The 22,687-nt window shown below is 55.5% G+C and carries 19 protein-coding genes; 7 read left to right on the forward strand and 12 right to left on the reverse strand.

What is annotated here, in order from left to right; translation table 11 throughout:
- Positions 1–75: 75 nt before the first annotated feature.
- The 6 genes from HMPREF2958_RS03635 to HMPREF2958_RS03660 form a co-directional block, all read right to left on the reverse strand.
- Positions 76–1,359, reverse strand: coding sequence for an MFS transporter (locus tag HMPREF2958_RS03635; protein ID WP_070696702.1), 1,284 nt, complete (start codon positions 1,357–1,359; stop codon positions 76–78).
- Between the two features lie 322 nt (positions 1,360–1,681).
- A complete protein-coding gene (locus tag HMPREF2958_RS03640; RefSeq protein WP_246828012.1) occupies positions 1,682–3,865 on the reverse strand; it encodes a S8 family peptidase in 2,184 nt (727 codons plus the stop codon).
- 516 nt (positions 3,866–4,381) lie between these two features.
- Positions 4,382–5,527 (reverse strand): phosphoribosylformylglycinamidine cyclo-ligase, encoded by a 1,146-nt coding sequence (gene purM, locus HMPREF2958_RS03645; RefSeq protein ID WP_070696705.1) that lies wholly within the window; start codon positions 5,525–5,527, stop codon positions 4,382–4,384.
- Between the two features lie 7 nt (positions 5,528–5,534).
- Positions 5,535–7,334 carry an amidophosphoribosyltransferase gene (purF, locus tag HMPREF2958_RS03650; protein WP_070696708.1) on the reverse strand — a complete coding sequence of 600 codons (1,800 nt, stop codon included), beginning with the start codon at positions 7,332–7,334 and terminating at the stop codon, positions 5,535–5,537.
- Between the two features lie 219 nt (positions 7,335–7,553).
- Positions 7,554–7,925, reverse strand: coding sequence for a hypothetical protein (locus HMPREF2958_RS03655; protein WP_041321555.1), 372 nt, complete (start codon positions 7,923–7,925; stop codon positions 7,554–7,556).
- Between the two features lie 122 nt (positions 7,926–8,047).
- Positions 8,048–8,635 carry a TetR/AcrR family transcriptional regulator gene (locus HMPREF2958_RS03660; RefSeq protein ID WP_070696710.1) on the reverse strand — a complete coding sequence of 196 codons (588 nt, stop codon included), beginning with the start codon at positions 8,633–8,635 and terminating at the stop codon, positions 8,048–8,050.
- A gap of 160 nt (positions 8,636–8,795) precedes the next feature.
- On the opposite strand from HMPREF2958_RS03660, the gene HMPREF2958_RS03665 reads away from it, so the two are divergent.
- Positions 8,796–9,569 (forward strand): SDR family oxidoreductase, encoded by a 774-nt coding sequence (locus HMPREF2958_RS03665; protein WP_070696712.1) that lies wholly within the window; start codon positions 8,796–8,798, stop codon positions 9,567–9,569.
- Positions 9,570–9,689: 120 nt separating this feature from the next.
- On the opposite strand, the gene HMPREF2958_RS03670 is transcribed toward HMPREF2958_RS03665, so the two are convergent.
- Genes HMPREF2958_RS03670 through HMPREF2958_RS11130 form a run of 3 tightly spaced genes read right to left on the reverse strand, consistent with a single transcriptional unit; the run spans position 9,690 to position 11,546 of the window.
- Positions 9,690–10,121, reverse strand: a complete 432-nt coding sequence (locus HMPREF2958_RS03670; protein ID WP_070696715.1) for a sterol carrier family protein — start codon at positions 10,119–10,121, stop codon at positions 9,690–9,692.
- Complete coding sequence (locus HMPREF2958_RS03675; RefSeq protein ID WP_070696718.1) at positions 10,118–11,179, reverse strand: asparaginase; 1,062 nt, start codon at positions 11,177–11,179, stop codon at positions 10,118–10,120. The genes HMPREF2958_RS03670 and HMPREF2958_RS03675 overlap by 4 nt, the downstream gene beginning before the upstream one ends.
- A 46-nt stretch (positions 11,180–11,225) precedes the next feature.
- The gene (locus HMPREF2958_RS11130; protein ID WP_083313689.1) at positions 11,226–11,546 is read right to left on the reverse strand and encodes a hypothetical protein; all 321 of its coding nucleotides are present in this window, start codon (positions 11,544–11,546) and stop codon (positions 11,226–11,228) included.
- A 263-nt stretch (positions 11,547–11,809) separates the two neighbouring features.
- On the opposite strand from HMPREF2958_RS11130, the gene HMPREF2958_RS03685 reads away from it, so the two are divergent.
- The 3 genes from HMPREF2958_RS03685 (at position 11,810) to HMPREF2958_RS03695 (ending at position 14,919) form a co-directional block, all read left to right on the forward strand.
- Positions 11,810–12,274: a hypothetical protein gene (locus tag HMPREF2958_RS03685; RefSeq protein ID WP_246828013.1), complete on the forward strand. Its 465-nt coding sequence runs from the start codon at positions 11,810–11,812 to the stop codon at positions 12,272–12,274.
- Positions 12,275–12,455: 181 nt separating this feature from the next.
- Entirely contained in the window at positions 12,456–13,739 is a 1,284-nt protein-coding gene (purD, locus tag HMPREF2958_RS03690; protein WP_070696850.1) for a phosphoribosylamine--glycine ligase, read from the forward strand.
- A 253-nt stretch (positions 13,740–13,992) separates the two neighbouring features.
- Positions 13,993–14,919: a phosphoribosylaminoimidazolesuccinocarboxamide synthase gene (locus HMPREF2958_RS03695; protein ID WP_070696721.1), complete on the forward strand. Its 927-nt coding sequence runs from the start codon at positions 13,993–13,995 to the stop codon at positions 14,917–14,919.
- A 91-nt stretch (positions 14,920–15,010) separates the two neighbouring features.
- On the opposite strand, the gene HMPREF2958_RS03700 is transcribed toward HMPREF2958_RS03695, so the two are convergent.
- Both HMPREF2958_RS03700 and HMPREF2958_RS03705 read right to left on the reverse strand, forming a co-directional pair.
- Entirely contained in the window at positions 15,011–15,835 is an 825-nt protein-coding gene (locus tag HMPREF2958_RS03700; RefSeq protein ID WP_070696723.1) for a FadR/GntR family transcriptional regulator, read from the reverse strand.
- Between the two features lie 191 nt (positions 15,836–16,026).
- Positions 16,027–17,700 (reverse strand): L-lactate permease, encoded by a 1,674-nt coding sequence (locus HMPREF2958_RS03705; RefSeq protein ID WP_013397790.1) that lies wholly within the window; start codon positions 17,698–17,700, stop codon positions 16,027–16,029.
- 790 nt (positions 17,701–18,490) lie between these two features.
- Here HMPREF2958_RS03705 and HMPREF2958_RS03710 point away from each other — a divergent pair.
- From HMPREF2958_RS03710 to HMPREF2958_RS03720, 3 genes are read left to right on the forward strand one after another with little or no spacing between them, the layout of a single operon-like run.
- A complete protein-coding gene (locus HMPREF2958_RS03710; protein ID WP_004005516.1) occupies positions 18,491–19,282 on the forward strand; it encodes a (Fe-S)-binding protein in 792 nt (263 codons plus the stop codon).
- 11 nt (positions 19,283–19,293) lie between these two features.
- Positions 19,294–20,919 carry a LutB/LldF family L-lactate oxidation iron-sulfur protein gene (locus HMPREF2958_RS03715; RefSeq protein ID WP_070696726.1) on the forward strand — a complete coding sequence of 542 codons (1,626 nt, stop codon included), beginning with the start codon at positions 19,294–19,296 and terminating at the stop codon, positions 20,917–20,919.
- Complete coding sequence (locus tag HMPREF2958_RS03720) at positions 20,919–21,566, forward strand: LutC/YkgG family protein (protein ID WP_070696730.1); 648 nt, start codon at positions 20,919–20,921, stop codon at positions 21,564–21,566. The genes HMPREF2958_RS03715 and HMPREF2958_RS03720 overlap by 1 nt, the downstream gene beginning before the upstream one ends.
- Positions 21,567–21,928: 362 nt before the next feature.
- Here HMPREF2958_RS03720 and HMPREF2958_RS03725 read toward each other — a convergent pair whose 3' ends face one another.
- Positions 21,929–22,642, reverse strand: a complete 714-nt coding sequence (locus tag HMPREF2958_RS03725) for a DUF6318 family protein (protein ID WP_070696733.1) — start codon at positions 22,640–22,642, stop codon at positions 21,929–21,931.
- Between the last annotated feature and the right edge of the window lie 45 nt (positions 22,643–22,687).

Genomic DNA, 22,687 nt, shown 5'->3' on the forward strand with positions numbered 1-22,687 from the left:
GGCGTAGGTCCTTCCCTATAAAAGGCTCGTTATTCAAATAACGAGCCTTTTATAGGGAAGGGGAACAGGGATTACTTAGTCAGAAGCTGGCGCCATTTCCGAAAGTTTAGGCAGTGTGCGAAGACTTCTTTGTGAGAGCATCAGGATCAAAGCCAAAACCATAAACGATCCGTAAAAGAGAACCGTTCTGGAAATCCCCCACTGCACATACATGATGCCGGCAAGTAATGCCGCCACAGGGGCTAGAAGCATATTAGGGATGCACTGCGCCGAATGTACACGTCCTATCATATCTACCGGAGTCGAAGCATTGATATACGCGACGATACTGGAATTGAAGGCAGGAAGCGGCACTCCCGAAATAAGCATCAGCGCACAGGTTACCCAAAAAGAGTCGTGGGTGAACGCCGCTGTCATGTAGCATATGACCATCATCCCGACCGCCAGTACACCCAATGTTCCTAAGGCGAAACGCTCCGTCATCCACCCGACTGCTAAGGATCCTAAGAGCACTCCGGCGCCAAAAACACAGGCAAAAATACCGATACTGTAGGCCGCAATACCCTGTTCCGCGTAGTAATAGATGAAGACGAGTGGCAGTCCTGTGGCGGCAAAGTTCGCGCAACAGGTCACAGATGCGATCGCTACAAGAACACGGTTCTTCACAACATACATGAGCCCTTGGGCGAGGTCGGCAAAAAATCCGTTGGATTGTGCATCGATGACGGTATCGGACACCGTAGTTTCACTGCCTGCCTGCCGGTGCTTACGCTCGGCATGCACAACAGTAGATGAACTAGGTGCCGCCAGAAAAGCTGTGAAATTGACAAACGCGTGCACGCAAGCGGTCAGAATCAAAGAAGTGGAGGCGAGTAGACCCGCTAACGGGCTGCCAATTAGGTTCGCGGCAGATTCTCGTGTTTCTCCTAATCCAGAGGCGTACCCGAGCTGTTTGGTAGGCACCACCCGTGCGATAATAGCCTGCTCGCTGGGGTAATCGAACGATGATGCCAGTGCCATCACGCACAGGATGCCTATCAGAATTGGAACAGAACCGACGTTTGCGAGAACACACAGGGTTAGGACTATCCAGGTGATGCACTGCCCCATGCATGAAAGCGTAAGAGTGTATGTGGGCTTATATCTGTCGACAATAACTCCAGTCAGGAAGCTCGCCAGTATGCGTGTTACACCTGTAGCAAAGAGGGCAAGACTCGCGTTTTCGGGGGAGCCGGTGAGGAACAGCATGATTAGGGGAACACTTATATAAGACATAGCGTCTGACAGCTGGTTCGCACCTATCGCGAATACTGTGCGTCTCAAAGGGATATTTGCCCGCAAAAGGCTGTGTTTACTCATGGGGTTCTCCAGATATTCAAGGTTGTGAGGCTACTATGCCTCATAGCAGCGCAGCACCGCATCATGCCTCATAGTCGCTACATATTGTGCAGAGCAGACAGGCGCGATGCGGTTATTGCCCTCATCAATTACTCAAATAAAAACCCCGTGTGTTGAGCATGGATGAGATTTGTATGATGTCCTATATCATAGACATGCATCACACATAAAGTAAAATTTTATGTAGACTTAAAATTGCACATATTTTCTCTATTTCACTTCTTACTAAAAAGGCTCTTGATGTATATCAAGAGCCTTTTTATGTGTTATCCGTCAGGAGATTTTAGTAGCGGTAGCCTACGTTATAGTAGCCGTAGCCGCGGTAGCTGTTACCCCAGCCGTAGGGGTACGATGCCCACCACGGATGCCCTGAACGGTACATCCACGAGGTGTTGTGCCAGCTTCCACGGTGTCCGCGGTGGTATCCCCAACCGCCCCAAGAACCGTATCCGTAATCCCAGCGATTCCATGCACCGTATCCCGACCAGGGATCGTACCAGGGGCTGGGGGAGTAGTAGCCTTGACCCGGATAGTCGTACCAGTACCACCATGAAGGAGGCGCTGGCTTATAAGACTCCGAAGGTGCGGGCGTGGGTTTCTTGGCTTTTACGGGAGCCGGGCTCGGCTTAGGAGTCTCAACCGGTGCGGGCTTGGTAGGCTTCGGCGAAGGTTTGGGCTTGATCGGCAGAACCGGCAGCTGTTCCTCATACGGAGGCAGCGTGGGCAGCGGCTTCGACGGCGGGGGTCCAATCGGGCGTGCAGGCTTGCTCGGCGCAGGCGTTGGGGTAGGTGTGGGCGCAGGCGCGGGCTTTGAGGTCTCAGTCGGTGCCGGAGTAGAGCTGTCGGACGGCGCAGGTACAGGCTGAGCGGGTTCGGACGGTGTGGGCTGAGTCGGTGCGGGGCTCGGCTGTTTCTCCGATTCTACGAGCTCATCGACCTTATCCATCGCCTTAGCCGCATCTATAATGCCGGCGCCGCAATAGTCACGATCGCAGGTGATCGGGTTGGCGGTGGATTTCAGAATATCCAGAGCCTTTTCGTAGCTCAGGTTCGGGTATTTTGACCGCATGATGGCAATCGCGCCCGCAACGTGAGGAGCCGCCATCGAGGTACCCTCATATTCGGCGTAATCTTCCTTTTCGGGAACAGTCTTGCCTTTGTTCACCAGCGAAAGAACGCCCACACCCGACTGCCTAAAATCGCCGCCGGGGGCGCTGATGGCAACGGTCGAGCCGTAGTTGGAGTAGCGTGCGCGTGAATTTTCAGGGTTGCTTGCGCCCACGTTAATCACGCCGTCACAGCTGCCGGGAATCTGAGCCGAAGCATTCTGATTTGAGTTTCCGGCGGAGGTTACGATGATGCTGCCGCGCTTGTTCACGGACTCGATAGCACGGTTGTAGGTGCGCGAGCATTTCCCGGCACCGCCCAAAGACATGTTGATAACCTGTGCGGGGTGCTGGTTCGCGGGTACACCCCTCACGGACCCACCGGATGCCCAGATCAGCCCATCGATAATGTCTGAGTCGTAGCCGCCGCAGGCACCCAGGACGCGCACCGGCACAATCTTGGCCTTCGGAGCTACCCCGGTAATACCGATGCTGTTGTTGCCAACGGCCGCTATAGTCCCCGCAACATGGGTGCCGTGCCAGGTTGAATTGGTGGCTTTTGCCCCAGAACCGCACTGCCCTTCAGTGGTCCAGTCGCCTTCATCCTGGGGGTTGTTATCGCGTCCGTTGCCATCGCGCGCAGCTGAAGCATCCGACACGAAATCATAGCCGGGCAACACATTCTCATCCAGGTCTGAATGCTTGGTAACGCCGGTATCGATCACGGCAACGGTCACCTGGTGATCCCCCGCGTGCTTCAGTGCATAGTCGGCTTTGATGGTGGTGAAACCCCACAGGCGTGACATCTTAGGATCGTTGAAATCGACCTTGTCCGAGCCGGGGAGGCTACCAGTGGGCTGGCGTTTGAGATCCGGCTCGACCGAGTCCACCTGCGGGTTCTCGGCGAGCGTCTGCATATACTGCTTTGCCTGCTGCGCATTCAGAGGCTTCGATAGAGAGACCACCGAATCATTCTGTGCGGTATCACGCACATAGGTGGTTTTAACGCCGAGGAGCTCGTCAAGCGAATTTACGCTCTTCTCGATGCCCTGGTAGAGTTCGGGCACAAACTCGGAGTATTCGCCAGATTCCAGTCCCGCGATATCAAGGTTGTTCTTGGCCTGGTCGGCATAGTTGATGATAAAGCGGTCATAGCCCTGTTCCTGCTGCTGCACCGAGGTTGCAGTCAGAATATCCTCAGTCTGTGAGGATGCAGGAATTCCGGTCTTCGTTGATACCGGTGATGCGGGTGCGGCGTGAGCGGACGGTGCGCAGAGCCCTACCATCAGGGATGCGATACCCGCTACGCTCAGCGCCGCTATGCGGGTCCGCTTCACCGTAGGGTGTTCGATGAGTGACATGAAATGTCCTATGTTCAGTTATGTGTGAGTGAATATATGTGATGGCGAATTTGTGATTGAACTCGTCATCAAAAAATAGAATATAGGGCGTTTTGAAAAAGTGCATCTTGAAAGTATTTCAACTCAAAATATTTTTATAGATTTCGCACTAAAATATATTTACACATAAAGTTTTACTATTAAAATATTGGTGAAATCCTTGATTTTGCACGGTAAAATTAGGGTCTAATTTATTCTTTCGGAGAAAATAATAGTGTATTTAATATACATCACACTATCTGGTATACGAGATTTAGGGTCTTGAAATACTTTAAAGTTTTCCGCAAGTATGAATGATAGCTCACCAAGTATTGAGTGAAGATTTAAAGTCTGCACAAAATTAGCTCGTCGTCTTTCAAACTCGCTGAAGCCTTACACAAAACGCGAGCAGATGATTTGTCTCGTCAAAAATCATCCGCTCGCGTTTTATAGATATAGGGCAGGGCGCTACAGCGTAAAACCCTGTCAGAGCGCAGGCTAGACCGCGTAGCTGCCGTAAAGCCGCACTGCGCCTCCATCAACGCCCTTGGCACCCTGCACATAGTCAGGGTTATTCAACTCAGGGTCGCCAGCCTTCACCACATCCCCCATAATCCAGGACGAAATACCGCGCTCATTCAGGCGACTTACCGCAGCATCCGCCACCGCAGGATCAACAATCGCAATCATGCCCACACCCAGGTTCAGGGTGCGCTCCAAATCGGCGAGCGGAACCTGACCGAGCGAACCGATAAGCGAGAAAATCGCGGGAATCTGCCAGGTTGAACGATCCACGCGGCCCTCCAAGCCCTGCGGCAAAACACGCGCCAGATTAGCGGCGAGACCGCCTCCGGTCACATGCGAGAACCCGCGAATACCGTGACCGGTCTGCCCGTCGGTACCATTGACCGGGAACGCAGCCGCCAAATCCAGGCAGTCCGCCGCATACACGCGAGTAGGCTCTAAAAGCTCCTCGCCCAAAGTACGGCCGAGCTCGTCCACCTGACGATCCAAGTCCCAGCCCGCCACATCGATCACCTTACGCACCAGCGAGTACCCGTTCGAGTGAATACCCGAAGATGCCATACCGATCAGCACATCGCCCTCGCGCACGCGGTCTGGACCGAGCAGCTCATCGGCCTCCACCAGACCGGTTGCGGCACCGGCAACATCGTACTCATGTTCAGCCAAAAGCCCCGGATGCTCCGCCGTCTCGCCGCCCACCAGCGAGGTACCGGCAACCTTGCAAGCCCCGGCAATACCCCGCACAATATCGGCGATACGCTCGGGAACGACCTTACCCGTAGCAATATAATCGGTCATGAAAAGGGGCTTCGCGCCGCACACCACAATATCGTCCACGACCATACCCACTAGGTCGTAGCCAATCGTGTCATGAATATCGAGTGCCTGCGCGATAGCAACCTTCGTGCCCACACCATCCGTAGAGGTCGCCAAATAGGGCTTGCGATATGAGGACAAGGCCGAGAGGTCATACAGCCCGGCAAAACCGCCCACACCGCCAATTACCGAAGCGTTGTGAGTTGCCTTCACCGCATCCTTCATCAACTCGACGGCGCGGTCGCCCGCCTCAACATCAACGCCAGCGCTTGCATAGGTTACAGAGGTGCTGTTTTCGCTCATGGGTGTATTAGTCCTTCGGGGTTATAGGGCGTGAATTAACGTGTGCGGGAACCAAGTCTTCCTCGGTCAAAAACGCTTCAAGATCGGCATCGGGACCGGGGTTGCACATGCCCGATGCCGGTTGTTGAGCTTCCTGAACAGACTCGACGGATGCGGATGCGCCAGAGCCAGCCTGCGCCTGAACCACCGGAAGCGCGGCGGTATCGAACTTATTCTCCAAGGTATCGGTACCGGTGCGGGTTTCAATGGAGATGGCTTCCGCATGCTCGGGCTTATGAGGAACCGGTCGTTCCACGGTTACCTCCGCCGCCTTACCGGCGAGCGGACCGCCCTTGCCTTCTTCGGCATCGAAGAGCGATTTGCCGCGGCGCTCCTCCGAGGGAAGCTCAATCGGGTATTTGCCGGTGAAGCAGGCCGTACACATGTTTTTCGCGGGCTGCTCGGTTGCCGCCATCATGCCGTCTTCTGAAATAAAACCGAGCGAATCGGCGCCGAGAGAAGCGCAAATTTCGTCCACCGAAAGACCATTTGCAATCAGCTCTGCGCGTGAGGCAAAGTCGATACCGTAGAAACAGGGCCATTTCACGGGTGGGGAAGAAATGCGCACGTGAACCTCTTTCGCCCCGGCCTCACGAAGCATGCGTACTAGGGCTCGTTGAGTGTTGCCGCGCACGATCGAATCGTCAATGACAATCAGGCGCTTACCCACAACCACGGATTTGAGCGGGTTCAGCTTGAGTCGAATACCCAACTGGCGAATGGTCTGCGAAGGCTGAATGAAGGTACGCCCCACATAGGCGTTCTTGACTAGACCGTTACCGTAAGGAATGCCGGACTGCTCGGCGTAGCCGATGGCAGCAGGGACGCCGGATTCTGGCGTGGGCATCACCAAATCGGCTTCGACCTGGTGTTCACGGGCGAGCTGGCGACCCATTTCCACGCGAGATTCGTAGACAGAGCGCCCCGCAATCGTGGTATCCGGGCGAGCCAGGTAGACGTATTCGAAGACGCATCCGGCGGGTTTTGCCTCAGCAAAACGGTGTGAACGCAAGCCATTTTCGTCGATCGTAATAAGTTCGCCGGGTTCAACCTCGCGCACAAAGGATGCACCCACAATATCGAGTGCCGCAGTCTCGGAGGCAACCACCCAGCCCCGCTCTAAACGCCCCAGCACCAGCGGGCGAACGCCCTGCGGGTCACGCGCCGCATAGAGAGTCTGTTCATCCATGAACGTGAGGCAGAATGCGCCTCGCAGGGTGGGCAGCAGATCGAGAACGGCTTCTTCTAGAGAATCAAAATCGTGCTCGGCTAAAAGCGCGGTTACCAACGCGGTATCGGTCGTATTACCCTGAGCCAGCTCACCAAACGCCGGGGGCTTTCCGCCGTTTTTCTGCAGCAGCTTATCGTAAAGATCAGCCGAGTTCGTCAGGTTGCCGTTATGCGCCAAGCAAAGCGTACCGTGCGGGGTGGTGCCCAGGGTCGGCTGAGCGTTCGCCCAATGGGATGCGCCGGTCGTGGAGTAGCGCGCATGTCCGATAGCGTGTTCGCCCGGCATAGAGCTGAGCGTGGCCTCATCAAAAACCTGAGACACCAGCCCCATGTCTTTATACACGTGGATGCGCTTGCCGTTGCTCGTTGCGATACCGGCGGATTCCTGCCCGCGATGCTGCAGTGCATACAGGCCGTAGTAGGTTAGTTTTGCCACGTCCTCACCGGGAGCCCAGACACCAAATACGCCGCAGGCGTCCTTGGGTCCGTGGTCTATCGGATCGAGATCGTGAGTGAGTTTTCCGTCAGGACGAATCAATTCACATCTTTTCGACGTTGGGACTGCGGGAAAGTCTTGTCTGCGCGCGGGTGTGTGAGCCGCTGAGCAGCCGTACCCTCAGAGGGGAGTACACAGACATTTCTAGTCTACCCTCTTTCACGCTACCCTGTGGTGCACGCTACGAAATTTAACGCCCGCAGGGGTGATGAATATGTCACGTGCGGCTGCGTCAAGCGTTTTAGGATGCGCCGCTCGCTTCTATTCATCCTCTTCTTTAGACTCTGGTTCAACTCGCGCCGTTACGGACTTTTTGAGGGACCGGCGGTCAAGCCACAGGGCCACGAGGGCGCCCAACGCCACACCGACGGCACCGTAAATAACCGCGATAACACCGAACACCGATGTTTCAGAATATGACGGATCGCCTGGACCCACGATCACCGAAATAAATGCCGCAATAAGCCCGATGACGAGCCCCAGCATCATGAAAGCTACCACCGACGGGGCACGGCGAACCCGCACCTGTGAGTACTCAACCTCGGTTTCAGGGGATGCTTCAGCTTCGGGCGTGGGGGATTCCGGTTCCGAAGAATCAGAGTGGGAATTAGAAGGTGTGTGTGCGCTACTCATGTCTTCAAGTCTATCTTTTGGGGTAAATCCTGCCTAATGATTCTTGGCGACGCTGGGATGCGGACAACGTGGCTGAAGGAATGTCGTCTGCCAGAGCGTGGACGATCGCCCTGAGCTGTGTGTTAGGGAGTAGTCGTTAAAAGTCGTGCTTCATGTTCAAGGGCCGATATTGCAAGTTGAGCGATTCGCTTGAGCTCATCAGAAGTTGCGCCGTCTCGTGCCTGTTGACTCATACCTTGTAAAGTGGCGGCGGTAAATCGTGCCATATCTTCTGAAACATCATCGCGCGAAGACATCAGACGAATATTGTCGTTCCTCATGCTGGCAAGCCTTTGTGCAACATGTTCATGGGCAGAGGTGACCGAAACCGCCGCGCTAATGACAAGACACCCGCCAGGGTATTGCTTTGAGGGGTAATGCTCTGCGGCTTCCAAAAGAATGCGCCTGAGCATAGCCAGTCCGTCTTTTTCTTCAGCCATAGCGGAGGATATGAAAGAGCCATGAGTGGAGTTGTAATGATCTACTACAGAGAAAAACAGATCTTCTTTAGACCCATATGCTTTATATAAGCTCGGGGCTTTGATTCCCATGGCGCGGGTCAGCTCTGCCATGGAAGCCCCTTCATATCCACGCGCCCAGAACACTATCATTGCTGCTTCAAGGGCATCTTCTAAGTGAAACTTTCGCCCCTGCCCAGGTTTGCCGCTCATTAGTGTACCTCCCTGCCTACTATTCTAGTGGCGTCTGTGCGGATCCTTCGGGCAATGCGGCTGGGATTCAGCGCTGGTAAGGGGTGTTCTAGGTATGAGATATGCCTCAGTTTGCGACTATTCTTGTAATGAGCGTTAAATGAATGAAAGTATAGTGTGTATGAATAACATCAACCCTCAGAAAATCGCAGTTGTAACAGGTGCCAGCCGCGGGATCGGTCGAGCGATTGCTATCCGCCTTGCACAAGATGGTTTTGTCGTTGGAGTTCATTACGGCTCGCACAGTGCCGCCGCTGCTCAAACGGTTTCCGCTATAAAGGAGCAGGGTGGAAAAGCATACGCGTTCAGCTCAGATCTGGCGGTGCCCGATATAGGAACCCAATTTTGGGAAGCGCACGATACTGCAGCCCTAGAAGCCGGTATTGACCCTGCGAGCATTGCAGTTCTGGTGAATAACGCCGGTATTACCTTACGCGGAACGATTGAAAACTTTAGCCAAGACGATTTTCTGCTTCAGCAGACCATCAACGTTAACGCTCCCTACTTCATTGTTCGAGAGGCATTGCCTCGTATGGGTGAGTGCGGAAGGATTATCAACATTTCATCCGGCGTAACGCGTATAGCTTTCCCAGAAATTATTGGGTACGCCCTCACGAAAGGTGCTATTGACGCCTTCACGCTTACTCTCGCGCAGCACCTAGGCTCACGGGGCATTACGGTGAATGCGGTGGCACCCGGTGTTGTGGATACTGACATCAACGCCGACTGGCTGCGAGGTAATCAAGAAGCTATTGACGGCGTAACAGCAGATGTTGCCCTAGGTCGTCTTGGACAGCCCGAAGATATCGCGAAAGTGGTTAGCTTTCTGGCCTCAGAAGACGGGGGATGGGTGACCGGTCAGGTTATTGACGCTACCGGCGGCACGCATCTCTAATATGTGTTGCCTCATGACTCTTGACGACAGCGGGGTGCGGAAAACGTGGCTGAAGGAGTGTTGTCTGCTCTAGGGCGTGCACGCTAAGACTTGAGGTGCCGTTGTCAGGTAGCTCGGCGCCTAGAACAACGGGAAGTAGCGGGATAAGTTGCTGCGTTCACCGCTGGCGGTCAGTAGTCCGGATGCGCTCGCATCGTCCCAAACCAGGGCACCGGCAGCCAGCGCACACCAGATGAACCCGCTCGTTTCGACTACGCTCGGCGGGGTGCCGCGGGTATGGCGAGGTCCGGCAATACATTGGGTAACTCCGTAGGGCGGAACCCGAACCTCCACGCTGTTGCCGGGGGCGAGCGTGGCGAGTTCTTCGAGGGCGTACCGCACGACGGTAGCGCGCACACCGCGCGGCAGACGAGCGAACGCTTGTTCTATATCGGCTCGATTTTCTGCACTAATAAGCGGTTTTTCTCCGGAAAGCACAGTATCAAAAACCTGTCTAACCTGTGCAAAGGCCGCCGCGCCGTCAGCCTCCGAAACTCGACGGCGCACACTCACGCGCTCTCACCCACCAGCGGCTCCAGATCCGCGCCGGGCACCCAGCCTCCAACCTCGCGGGGTGCATTATCCTGAACGCCGCCAATCACGGGGCGAGTCACCTGCGGAAGAAGCTGCTGCACCTGCTCGGAAGGCAGATGCCCCGTAGCTTCCAGAGCCCACAGCGCTACCGGGTAGGCAGCACGGGTTGCGCCGTCGGAAATCTTCACGACCACAGACGCGCCAGAACGCAGGCCCACACACAATACCCCGGCGGCGCCGCTCTTGACGACCGCATCCAGCTGCTCACTCAACACCGTATCGGGCATGCCCGGGGCCTGGATCAACTCGGGGTAATCAACCATTGCGGTCGCCACGGTTGAGGCGCGCGCATCCGCATCCATATTACGAATCGCCGCACCGAGCGTCGAATAGGCACGCGCCAAACCCAGAGCTGAGACCGCCGCGACGGGGGCACCGCATCCGTCAATACCCGATGTGCCCACAGGCTCGCCCGTAAAACTCGCGATTTCCTCAGCAATCATGCGCTGCAGTGGATGCTCAGGGTCGCAGTAATCCTTCATTGTCCACTGGCGCGACTCCGGGTCTACAACCGAGCGGTCCAGCTGCGCGGCACACGCCCACAGAAACCCGGCATGCTTACCCGAACACGGATGCGCAAGCGGAGTCTTCGCCAAATCCGCGCGTACCATCTGTTCGTGCGCGTGCGCATCAGTGGGGTAGGCGGTGGGGCAGAGCAGGGCGGTCGCATCAACACCGGCACCCTGAAGCACGTCTTGAACCGCGCGCATCTGCTCGAACGTTCCCTGATGCGACCCGCACGCGATCGCTACCTGCGCGCCACGCAGCGGCGCCCCCGATTTGAGCGTGCCGATAGCCTGCAGTGGCTTGAGTGCCGAGCGGGCAAAGAATGGCTGGCTCATGTCTCCGAGGGCAAGATCGGTGGTGCCTTCGGGGGAGAGCACCACCACAATACCGTGGTGGGTCGTCTCGATCAGATCGTTACGAGTCTGAAATACGAGTTCGGCGTCTGTGAGGGAAAGCTGAGGAGAAGTCATATACCCACAATAATAGTGCTAAAAATAGAAATTCTAGCGGATAAAATCACATGAGCGCGGTGATGGCTGCCGTACCGCCAAAAATAATGCCGGGCGCATTCGCAATCACAATGGGCCAGTCTTTCTTCTCGCGCCACAAGCCGTATGCCACCCACAGTGTGCAGTTAATGCCGGCAACGAGCGGCTGAATCCAGTCGCCCTTATGGCCGTTGATATTGCCGATAATTTGCGGGAAGTAAAAGACGTACATGAGCACCGCAGTTACGGATGCTACACGCGCCAGGATCGGGAATAATCTGGCGTGAATATCGGATTCGCTGTGCGTATCTTGGGCAGGGGTCTGAGTGCTGGAATTTTGCGCGCTCATGAGGGTCCTTTCGTCTGTGTAATACGCCCTGCGATGCGCCCGGCCAGTAGAGCAGACCGTATTCACAAGACAATTTAGCCTACTCCCGCCTTTGAAATAACGCAAAATACGTGGCGTTTGTGGCTGCCTGAGAGGACGCTCCCGGTACACTGGTAGAACAGTAAAACGCGGCGGAGGCATCATGTCCGAAGACCCTGCAGCCCTTGGGGACAACCCTCACTCTAAACGGCCCGTCCACCGTGGGTAAATATCCCAAAATATACTTGTCGCCGAAGTTTCGGCTTCTGATCACCGGTATCGCTCTGATACCTGTGGTCATGGTTTCGTGGCTGAACCCTAGGCAATATGGCCTCGTCATGATCGCCTTGCTGATTACCGTTATCACAGCTTCGCTAGCGAATGCATACCAACGATTACTTGTTACTCATGAAGGCTTTATTCTGCTGTACATGCCACTATTTCGGCGGCGTATTGCTTGGGACGAGGTTACAGAAATTCAAGTACTCCCCGAATACGATGTGGTGCATGAAACTGTAGGCATCGGGTTGCGTTTAACACCTGGTACCGGTTTGATATTTGGTAATCTGCGGCACGGACCGGCACTGAAAATCCAGGCACGCATTAAAGGCCGCGAGAAAACCTATATTTTCATCTTCCCTTCCGCAGAGCAGAAAGCATATGAGGCATTTGTGGGTGAGGTCTGCTACCGCGCTTCTTGGAGTAGCTAACCTACGAACGCGGGGAGAACCACAAAACGTGGAAAACAGCTGAACGGTTCAAGACACCATTCGGTGGGCAAAACGTTACACGGTAAAAACGTTACGGGGGCAGAGGGTCACTGGGTAAAGCACAGTAATGGGTTGTTACAAACCCCGCCCGTGCCGCATCCGACACGGTACCCTTATGTACATGAAGGTTTTGGTACTGGGCCCCGGCGGCCGCGAACACGCAATTATCCGTGCGCTTGCGCGCGATCCACAGGTGACCGAAGTTCACAGCGCACCCGGTAATGCGGGCATCGCTCAGGACGTTCCGGTACACGCCATCGACGCCAATAACCCCGAGCAGGCTGTCGCGCTTGCCCGTGAGCTCGCCGCAGACCTGGTAGTTATCGGCCCTGAGGCACCTCTGGTCGCCGGTGTTTCTGATGCTCTGCGCGAGGCGGGCTTCGCGGTCTTCGGACCCTCTGCGGTTGCGGCACAGCTTGAGGGGTCTAAGGCATTCGCCAAGCAGGTGATGGAGGAGGCAAACGTACCGACCGCCCGCGCCTTCGTCGCCACAACCGAAGCCGAAGCGGCGCAAGCCCTTGACGAATTCGGCGCCCCCTACGTGGTGAAAGACGACGGGCTCGCCGCGGGTAAAGGTGTGGTTGTCACCGAGAACCGGGATGCCGCCCTAGAGCATGCGAACGCCTGTTTTGCCGCCGGTGGTTCCGTGGTGATCGAAGAATTCTTGGACGGCCCCGAGGTGTCGCTCTTCGTCATCAGCGACGGAAAGAACGTGCTCCCGCTGTCTCCTGCGCAGGATTTCAAGCGCATCTTTGACAACGATGAAGGCCCAAACACCGGCGGGATGGGCGCCTACACCCCGCTTGACTGGCTGCCCGAAGGATTTGTGGACGAAGTGATCGAAAAGATCGCCCGCCCCACCATCGCTCGCATGGCAGAACGCGGCACCCCGTTCGTAGGTGTGCTCTTCTGCGGACTCGCCGTTACCAGCCGCGGCGTGCGCGTCATCGAATTCAACGCTCGCTTTGGCGACCCCGAAACTCAGGCGGTGCTGGCACGCCTGCGCACCCCGCTCGGGCAGCTGCTCCTTGCGGCATCCCGCAGCGAGATCGCCGAAGACACCCGCCTGGAATGGGATCCCCGCACCGCCGTAGACGTGGTCATGGCGGCAGAAAACTACCCGGGAACCCCGCGTAAGGGCGATGCGATTGCGGGGCTTGAGAGCGCATCCGCTATGCCCGATGTGCATGTGGTGCATGCCGGAACTGCTGTCGCGGGCGAAGAGATTGTGACGGCGGGCGGTCGCGTGCTCGCCGTCGTCGCGCTTGGTGATACCCTCGCCCAGGCTCGCGATGCCGCCTACGAGGGGGTACATGCTATTACTTGGGAAGGCGCACAATATCGCACCGATATCGCTCTCAAAGCGGTGCAGGGGGCGATTACCGTGCCCGAACTCCGCGACTAACCGCTATTCTCTATTCCCGCGAGCAGGTCGTTTTTGGTCGAACAGGTAGGATTTTCTTACCGGTTCGACCGAAAACCACCTGCTCGCGGTGTATCCCAGGCGGGGCACCAAGTAACAGAACTTAACAGCCAACCCCGAGAATACGGCGTTGCGGCCGCATTCAGATTCACATATCGCGGGATGCGGGCATTGTCCGGTAAGGTAAAGAATAGGTAAACACGCCGCGCACATTCGCCCCACAGGAGAACTCCCCATGAATTCCCGCAACAACCCACCCATGATTCCGGGGTGGACGCACGTCTACTCAGGTAAAGTACGCGACCTGTACGTTCCCGAAGAAAGCCGCTATGACGCCGCCGGGCTAATCGTCAGTGATGATGCTGAAATCCGCGCAGGATCCGTCATGGTCGTCGCCTCTGACCGCATTAGCGCCTTCGATAAAATTCTTCCCACCGAAATCCCCGATAAAGGCAAAATCCTCACCCAAATGTCGCTGTGGTGGTTTCAACAACTTTCGCATATCCCAAACCATGTGATTTCAACCGATGTGCCCGAATCAGTCGCGGGGCGCGCCATGATATGCAAATCGCTCAATATGTTCCCGGTCGAGTGCATTGTGCGCGGCTATCTAACGGGTTCGGGGCTCACAAGTTACCGCGACACCGGCAGCATAGCGGGCATCGAACTCCCTGCGGGGCTTGTGGATGGGTCACGTCTCGAAACCCCAATTTTTACACCGACCGGCAAAGCCGAAGTAGGCCAGCACGATGAACCGGTAACCCGCGAAGAACTCTACGCCGAAGTAGGGCACGCAATCGGTAACCGTCTAGAAGAACTCTCACTCGAACTCTACAGCACCGCCGAAAAAATCGCCCGCGAGCAGGGCATTATTTTGGCTGACACCAAAGTCGAATTCGGAACCGACTCTTACCGCGGCGAAATCACCCTTGGCGACGAATTGCTCACCCCCGACTCCTCACGATTCTGGGATGCGAGTGAGTACGAACCCGGAAAATCCCAGCCGAGCTTTGATAAGCAGTTTGTGCGCGACTGGCTGCGCTCGCCGGAATCGGGCTGGGACGGTTCGGATAATGTGCCTCATCTGCCCAAGGATGTGGTCGAGAAGACCCGCGCCCGCTATGTTGAAGCCTACGAGAGGCTGACCGGCACGAAGTTCTAGATAGGCTAAATACGCGAGCAGATAATATTTTGACGAGCAGATATCAACCCGTTATCTGCTCGTCAAAATATTATCTGCTCGCGGGAATTTTCTACGCCAGATGTTCCTTATGCAGCACCACCTGATGCGGCAGCGCATCCGCATCTATCACCTGAGCCTGCCGTTCCCGCTGTTGGTCGCGGGCACGGTCTGAGAGCGAATAGAACCATTTGATGTGTTCGCACACCCGCTCATAGGCGGCGTCTTCGTCGCGGGTGGAGATCGCCTCGTAAATGCCCCGGTGCTGGTCTTGAAGCGTCTGCTTGACGGAATCCCAATCGCGCAGCAGCGGCACCGCCTCCTGCACGTAGCTGATAGTCGCCATGTGCAGTGAATCGATCACTGTATCGAGCACAATGTTTCCGCCCAGCTTTGAAAGTTCGTAGTGAAAGCGGGTATCGCAGAAATGGAAACGCTCGTTCGAGACCTGCGGCAGATCCATCTCACGCAGATGCTCGCGGGCATTTTCCAGCGCCAGATCGCGTTCGGGGGAATCGGGGGCATTTGCGGCGGCACGTGCAGCCGGTCCCTCCAGAAGCAAACGTGTAGAGACCACATCTTTGACCGGCAGGTTGCGGGTTGCAATGTGCATGCGCAGTGCCCAGCTGAGGGTATCGGAGGGCTCCGAGATGACGATAGCGCCCGATTTCGGCCCCGATCCGCTACTGGAGCGAATCAGCCCCAGCGCGTTGAGAATACGCAGGGCCTCGCGCACCGAGGGCCGAGAAATTCCGTGCTTTTCGGCCAGCGCACGCTCAGAAGGCAGCTTATCACCGACACGCAGCTCGCCCAGGCGCAGCCGCCGCTCGAAGGTTTCAAGAATGATGCTGTAGCTGCGTTCCTGTATGCGGGATGTCGAGTCTGTCAGGTGAGTCATGAGGTGTTCCCATCCTAATAAGTCTCAAGATGCGGGTGAGAATAACCCGCCGTGTGTGCGTTTGAGGCGGCTCAGGTGGGGTGGGAGAGTGCCTGGGCCTGTGAGGAATAGTGAGAGAAACGCGCGGGGCGGCGTACCGTGAAGTACACCGCCCCATCGTGGTTTATGCGTTTGTATGTGCAGCGTACCGGTTAGGGAATCAGGAACGAGAGCACGTTGGTCTGCAGGAAGACCAGAATACAAACCACCACCAGCATGGCGAACGACCAGGGAACCACGGCCTTGAGAATGTCGGATTCCTTACCTTCCATATCCACGGAGGTTGCCGCGATAGCCAAGGACTGCGGGGAGATCATCTTACCGACCACGCCACCGGTGGTGTTAGCGGCCAGCAGCAGTTCGGGGGTTGCCCCAGAAATACCGGCCTGGTGCAGGTTCTCGGCGGCAGAGACCTGCAGCTTCGAGAACAGTGCGTTGGCGCTGGTGTCCGAGCCGGTCACTGCGGTACCGATCCAGCCCAGTGCGGGTGCCAGGATAGCGTATACGGGGCCGAGTCCTGCCAGGAAGGTACCCATGGCAACGGTCTGACCCGAGAAGTTCATGACGTATGCCAGTGCCAGCACCGATGCAATGGTCAGAATTGACCAGCGCATACGGTAGACGACCGAACCGAATTCGGTGAACAAAGCGGGGAACTTGAACCCGTAGCGGCCCTTCTCGTTGAAGAGGAAGTAGATAACACCCACGATCAGACCCGAAATAATCAGCAGGGTACCGGGGTTCGAGAGCCAGGTGAAGGAGTAAACAGCATCCTTAACTTTTGTGCCGTCTTTGGTGACCAAGCGGGAGCTAAGCGCGGGAATATCGATTTTGATAGCCACGGTTTTCAGCCATGCCTTCAACTCTGCACTGAGGTTCACGAGACCGAAGATAACAACCACGATCAGGTAGGGAAGAAGAGCCATCCACACGCGCACGGCGGGCAGCGCTTCTTTCTCTTCGACCTGTGAAGGCAGGCCGTAACGCTCACGCACGCCTTCTACGCCGCGCGGTTTCCAGAAGCGCAGGAAGAGCACTGCGGCACCCATTGAGACGATACATGCCACCACGTCGGTGAGGTTGTATGCGGGGGTTGCTGCGGTGATCCACTGTGCAATACCGAAGGAAATGCCGATGACGAAGGCGGGGAGCCATGCATCTTTAACACCCTTCATGCCGTCGAGGATGAAGAGCAGAATGACGGGCACGAACATTGCCAGGAACGGTGCCTGGTGACCAACGATAGTTGCAATAACGTGCGGGTCTTTGCCACCAACATCGCCTGCGGTCACAATCGGGACGGCGACGGCGCCGAAAGCCACAGGAGCGGTGTTAGCAAGAAGCACGGTAATAGCTGCTTTGAGCGGCTTCACACCGAGAGCAAGAATCATGGTCGCGGTAATTGCCACGGGAGCACCGAACCCTGCGAGAGCTTCAAGCAGACCACCGAAGCAGAAGGCAATCAGAATCGCCTGGATGCGCAAATCGCCGCCGCCCAGACGGTCGAAGGTACGGCGTAGGTCTTCAAAGCGTCCGGCAAGCACGGTGACCTGGTAGAACCAGATAGCGCCGAGGATCACCCAGCAGATGACCAAACCGTAGATAGCGCCGCGCACCGCACTGAGTCCTGCCAAATCGAAGGGCATCGTAAAGCCGAGGCTTGCCACCAGGATAGATGCGGCAAGTGCCACCAGCGCCGACCAGTGCGCGCGTGCCTTGACGACGAGTAGCATGATGAAGAAGGTCAGCAGCGGTATGGTTGCCACGAGCGCGCTTAGCCCAAGGCTTCCCCCGACTGCGTTGGGTTCAGCGAAGAATGTATTCACTGGAACTCCTTTGGTTCGGTTCAATGTGATGTGGTCAGACCAATCAAAACTCCACGGATTTCGTGGCGACTATGGCACCCTTCTGGGATGTGGTCTGACCATTAGCTTCATGTGAAGCCTACCCGAAGGGTGCTTTGAGATACAACTTATAGAGTGCAGGTGTGTTTTCCGCACGATGGCGGGGAAGAGGGGTGATATTTGCGTTCTGGGCATCAAAAATGGGTTGTTCCAACTTCTGGCATTAAATTTCAGCTCTGCGCATAGAGATTTTGCGCACTGCATTTTTTCGAGATGTTCCTGGGTTGTGCCACCCGATATTGCAAGGGATTGCATAGGTAAGATATGCATATTTGCGGGAAATTATGCAGAGAATTCGGTCAGTTCCGCATCAGCTCGCGGATGCTGCATATGCACCCGCCGGAATGTCTGTTTAAGGTATCTCGAAACATTGGGGTTGCTATGACCTAAAGTATGCTTTACTACCTGAAACTAAGGGAATCCTTAAAACTCAATTTGGTGAGAAAAATGTTCGTTATTTCAATTAAAGGAATGCTCCGAACCTGGTGTTAAATGAAGATCAACGAAGAAAGTCTACGAATACGTTTCTACACCGATATGACCGGTCCCCGTAAACACCGGCGGGTTCCTGAGAGAACCTGGTCAGTCATGATCCTGGCGCGTTGAAAACCCGCGTTACGTAAATTCGGCACAGGAATTTGCGTCCCGGAGCGCATACCGCATCCCACATCAGCGGTTCTGTAGAGACTCGAAACCAGAAAGGACGGATAACATGCGTATTGCGCTTTTCTCCACGTGCATTGTTGATGGCATGTATCCCCGCGTAGCACGCGCGACCGTCGAGATTCTAGAACGCTTGGGGCATGAGGTTGTTTATCCTCCCGGGCAGACCTGCTGTTCCCAAATGCATGTCAATTCCGGGTACTTTGATGATGCTTACCCCGTCGTAAAAAACCACGTCGAGTCTTTTGAGGCGTGGGATTGGGATGTTGCCGTGGCACCTTCAGGTTCCTGCGTGGCATCCCTGGGGCACCAGCAGCCCATGATCGCTCGTCATCAGGGCGACGAAGATCTTGCCGTGCGGGCAGAGCAGATTGCTGCACGTACCTTTGAACTTTCCCAGCTTCTCATTGACGTTCTGGGTATCACCAACGCCGCCGAGCAGCTTGGTTCTTACTTCCCCGAGCACGTGACCTACCACAGCTCATGCCACGGTATGCGCCTGCTGCATCTTGGCTCTCGTCAGTCAGATCTTGTGCGCACCGTTGAAGGCATTAAGTACACCGAAATTGAGGGTCTCGACCAGTGCTGCGGCTTCGGCGGAACCTTCTCGTTCAAGAATGCCGATGTTTCCGGGGCGATGGTTGAAGACAAAGCAACCAACGTTGAGAAGACCGGCGCATCCGTATGCACCGGCGGCGACTGCTCCTGCCTGATGAATATCGGCGGTGCACTCTCACGTCGCGGATCCTCTGTTAAGACCGTCCATTTTGCCGAAATCCTCGCCTCCACCAAGGAGAATCCGCTGAAGATTGACGGCAACGTAGAACTCGCCTTCGCATAGAAAGTAGGTTGATGATGACTTCCACCGCAATCCCCCTGGGTATGCCGAAGATCGTGCACTACGGCGAAGGCAATATCTTTGAGAACGAACCGTTCCCCGAATACGCCAAGCGTGAGCTGAAGAATGACCAGCTGCGCAATAACCTGCGTTTCGTGACCCACGCTATTCGCAATAAACGTGCCCGCGTTACCAGCGAGCTGCCCGACTGGCAGGAGCTGCGCAACACCGGCGAAATGGTGAAGAACTATGTGCTCTTCAACCTGCCCCAAATGCTGGAACAGTTCGAGCGCAACTTTACCGCGCGTGGCGGCCACGTGCACTGGGCACGCGATGCTCACGAGGCAAACCAGATCGCTCTCGATCTGATTCGCGAACAGGGTGTGGACGAGATTATCAAGATCAAGTCCATGGCAACTGCCGAGACCGGTCTGAACGAGTTCTTGGAAGAGAACGGTATTAACGCCATTGAGACCGACCTTGCGGAAGAAATTGTGCAGCTCGGCGAAGACCGCCCCTCGCACATTCTGGTTCCGGCAATTCACCGTAACCGCCGCGAAATCCGCGATATCTTCCTTAAAAAGATTGAAGGCATTAACCCGGATATTACCGATGAACCCGCCGAGCTTGCGGAGGCTTCGCGTAACCGTCTGCGCGAGAAATTCCTCTCGACTAAGGTTGCCGTTTCGGGCGTGAACTTCGGTATCGCTGAAACCGGCACCATGACCATCGTGGAATCCGAAGGCAACGGTCGTATGTGCCTGACCCTGCCCGATACCCTCATCTCGTTCATGGGTATTGAGAAGCTGCTGCCCACCTTCCAGGACTATGAGGCATTCCTGCAGCTTTTGCCGCGTTCCTCCACCGGTGAGCGCATGAACCCTTACACCTCCATGTGGACGGGCGTAACCCCCGGTGACGGTCCGCAGAACCTGCACGTGATCCTCATCGATAATGGCCGTACCGCCGTGCTGGCCGATGAACTGGGTCGCCAGGCGCTGCGCTGCATCCGCTGCTCCGCCTGCATGAACGTGTGCCCCGTATACGAGCGCGCCGGTGGTCACGCCTACGGTTCCACCTACCCCGGTCCGATTGGTGCAATCCTTTCGCCCCAGCTTTCCGGTATTGAAGCGGCGCACAATAACTCGCTGCCATACGCATCTTCGCTATGCGGTGCCTGCTACGAAGTGTGCCCCGTGAAGATCAACTTCCCCGAGGTATTGGTGCATTTGCGCGGTAAGGATGTTGAGGCGAAGCACGCGAAGAAACACGCGCCCACCCAGATGGACGCCATGATGTACGGTGCTAAGAAGCTGTTCTCCTCGGGCAAGATGATGGCGGTCGCCGAACGCGGTCTGCCGATGTCCCGTCTGATTAGCGGCAAGAAACATAAGATTACGAAGGTGCCCGGAATTATCGGCGGCTGGACGGACTACCGCGATATTCCTGAGCCTCCCAAAGAATCGTTCCGCAACTGGTGGAAGAAGGAAAAGTCTGGCGCACCCGCTCGCGACAGCGCCGAGCGCGTGGATATTTCCGCTCTCATCGAAGCGAATAAGGGTAAGGCTGCAGAAGCTGCAGCGAACGCACAGGCTGCGGCCGAAGCTCAGGCGGCTCGTGAAGGTAAGGAGAACGCATAATGTCCTCTGCGAAGGAAGATATCCTCACACGTATTCGTGAGTCCCTGTCGGATGCCCCCGAGGCACCAACCCCCGTGCGTAACTACCGCCGCGTGAGCGAACTGAACCGCGAGCAGACTATTGAGATGCTGGTGGATCGTCTGATCGACTATAAGGCGAACGTCTTTAATGCGACCGAGTCGAATATCGCCGAGGTTATTGCTGAGCGTCTAGGAGAGAAATCGCGCTATGTGGTTCCCACCGGGCTGAATCCCGAATGGCTGCCAGAGGATACCGCAACCCGCGTGCATGTCACCGATTCGGGGAGCACTCTCGAACCCGGCGCGCTTTCGGTGCACGAGCTTGATGCCGTGGATGCGGTGGTCACTTCCTCGACCGTATCGTGCGCTGAGACCGGCACCATTTTCTTGAACTCCACCCCGCAGGAAGGTCGCCGCGCGATTTCCCTGGTACCCGACCACCATGTGTGCGTGGTGCCGGAATCCACGGTTGTGGAGCTGGTGCCGGAGGCGATTGAACGCATCACCTATGAGCGCCCGGTGACCATGATTTCCGGGCCGTCTGCAACCAGCGATATTGAGCTGATTCGCGTGGAGGGTGTGCACGGGCCGCGCATCCTGGATGTGGTGATTCTCGAAGGCAAATAGTAGGTGCGGCAGGCGTATGCCTAGGCGTTTGAGCCTAGAGCACCGCTGACGCAATAGAAAGGGGATGGGAACCTAACGTGGTTCCTATCCCCTTTCATTGTGCGCGGCGTACTCTCTGTGAGTAGGTGGTTTTTGACCGATAAATGCTCTAGCTTCGGTACCGGCTGGTTAGGGAGCGATATTCTCTGGTCGGCAATAAATCCGTAGGGCTCATCGACCCTTGGGGACTCTCACCTATCTCGGCTGAAAACCTGAAGGAGCTATAATTTAGAAAGGGTTTTAACTGGTTTAAAATTTTTTTACTTATACCGAGTGATTGGTTCTATAGGATTATGAATTTTTTATCATGCTTCGTGATATTTTTAGAATATTTTCTTCTCGATATTAGAACCATCATCATTGACGAAATACCATTCATTATTTGAATAACGTAAGCCGATTGCGGACTTTTTCTCAGCTTTTTGGTCTGAAAATTCTAGAAATGGTGTAGTTGTTCCAGTGGTAGAGTTATAAACCTTGGTTTCTGGAGATATTCGTATAATACTTTGCCATTCTCGGATCGAGGGATCATTTAGATTATTATTTGATCCTGCCGTTTCAAATTCGACGCTGCAGGGATGCTGTGGCCCGATAACCCATCCGGTTTTTTCTTCGTAGAGCTTGATAATTTCAGAATTAAGAGTGAGTCGAGCATCAGTGATTTGGCTAAGAGGTTTAAGATCTCCAGTCAGGTACGCGTAGTTAACTGCTTCTACCCAATAAGCTATAGAAGCGTAAAATCCATTGTTGCTGTATTCGTTGATGTAGTCGGGCATGAGGGGTTTAGGGACGTTTTGCGCCGGATGTTCGGTGGTTGCTGGAATGAATTTACCGTGTTTTTCGTAGGTATCAAGACGAACGGGTCCATCGTAGTCATATTTACTGCCAATATCGAAAGATTGCGTCGGCTTAGGGTATGTGGCTCTTGCTTTAGGAGCGCTTCGTGTAGTGGGCGCGCATGCGCCAAGTGCGAGCGTTCCTATGCCGAACCCAAGAGTAAGGAAAGTACGGCGTGTGGGCAGGTGTGTGGAATTCATGGGTGTTTGGCTCTCTGGGCATTTTGGTCAGTGTATTACTCTATT

The sequence above is a fragment of the Rothia sp. HMSC036D11 genome (assembly GCF_001814205.1).
Classification (GTDB): Bacteria; Actinomycetota; Actinomycetes; order Actinomycetales; family Micrococcaceae; genus Rothia; species Rothia dentocariosa.

Excerpts from the sequence above, each read along its gene's own strand:
- HMPREF2958_RS03700 (WP_070696723.1), bottom strand. The coding sequence starts at position 15,835 with ATGACTCACCTGACAGACTCGACATCCCGCATACAGGAACGCAGCTAC.
- HMPREF2958_RS03640 (WP_246828012.1), bottom strand. The coding sequence starts at position 3,865 with ATGTCACTCATCGAACACCCTACGGTGAAGCGGACCCGCATAGCGGCG.
- HMPREF2958_RS03655 (WP_041321555.1), bottom strand. The coding sequence starts at position 7,925 with ATGAGTAGCGCACACACACCTTCTAATTCCCACTCTGATTCTTCGGAA.
- HMPREF2958_RS03720 (WP_070696730.1), top strand. The coding sequence starts at position 20,919 with ATGTCCTCTGCGAAGGAAGATATCCTCACACGTATTCGTGAGTCCCTG.
- HMPREF2958_RS03660 (WP_070696710.1), bottom strand. The coding sequence starts at position 8,635 with ATGAGCGGCAAACCTGGGCAGGGGCGAAAGTTTCACTTAGAAGATGCC.
- purD (WP_070696850.1), top strand. The coding sequence starts at position 12,456 with ATGAAGGTTTTGGTACTGGGCCCCGGCGGCCGCGAACACGCAATTATC.
- HMPREF2958_RS03665 (WP_070696712.1), top strand. The coding sequence starts at position 8,796 with ATGAATAACATCAACCCTCAGAAAATCGCAGTTGTAACAGGTGCCAGC.
- HMPREF2958_RS11130 (WP_083313689.1), bottom strand. The coding sequence starts at position 11,546 with ATGAGCGCGCAAAATTCCAGCACTCAGACCCCTGCCCAAGATACGCAC.
- HMPREF2958_RS03675 (WP_070696718.1), bottom strand. The coding sequence starts at position 11,179 with ATGACTTCTCCTCAGCTTTCCCTCACAGACGCCGAACTCGTATTTCAG.
- purM (WP_070696705.1), bottom strand. The coding sequence starts at position 5,527 with ATGAGCGAAAACAGCACCTCTGTAACCTATGCAAGCGCTGGCGTTGAT.
- HMPREF2958_RS03725 (WP_070696733.1), bottom strand. The coding sequence starts at position 22,642 with ATGAATTCCACACACCTGCCCACACGCCGTACTTTCCTTACTCTTGGG.
- HMPREF2958_RS03635 (WP_070696702.1), bottom strand. The coding sequence starts at position 1,359 with ATGAGTAAACACAGCCTTTTGCGGGCAAATATCCCTTTGAGACGCACA.
- HMPREF2958_RS03710 (WP_004005516.1), top strand. The coding sequence starts at position 18,491 with ATGCGTATTGCGCTTTTCTCCACGTGCATTGTTGATGGCATGTATCCC.
- HMPREF2958_RS03695 (WP_070696721.1), top strand. The coding sequence starts at position 13,993 with ATGAATTCCCGCAACAACCCACCCATGATTCCGGGGTGGACGCACGTC.
- HMPREF2958_RS03715 (WP_070696726.1), top strand. The coding sequence starts at position 19,294 with ATGATGACTTCCACCGCAATCCCCCTGGGTATGCCGAAGATCGTGCAC.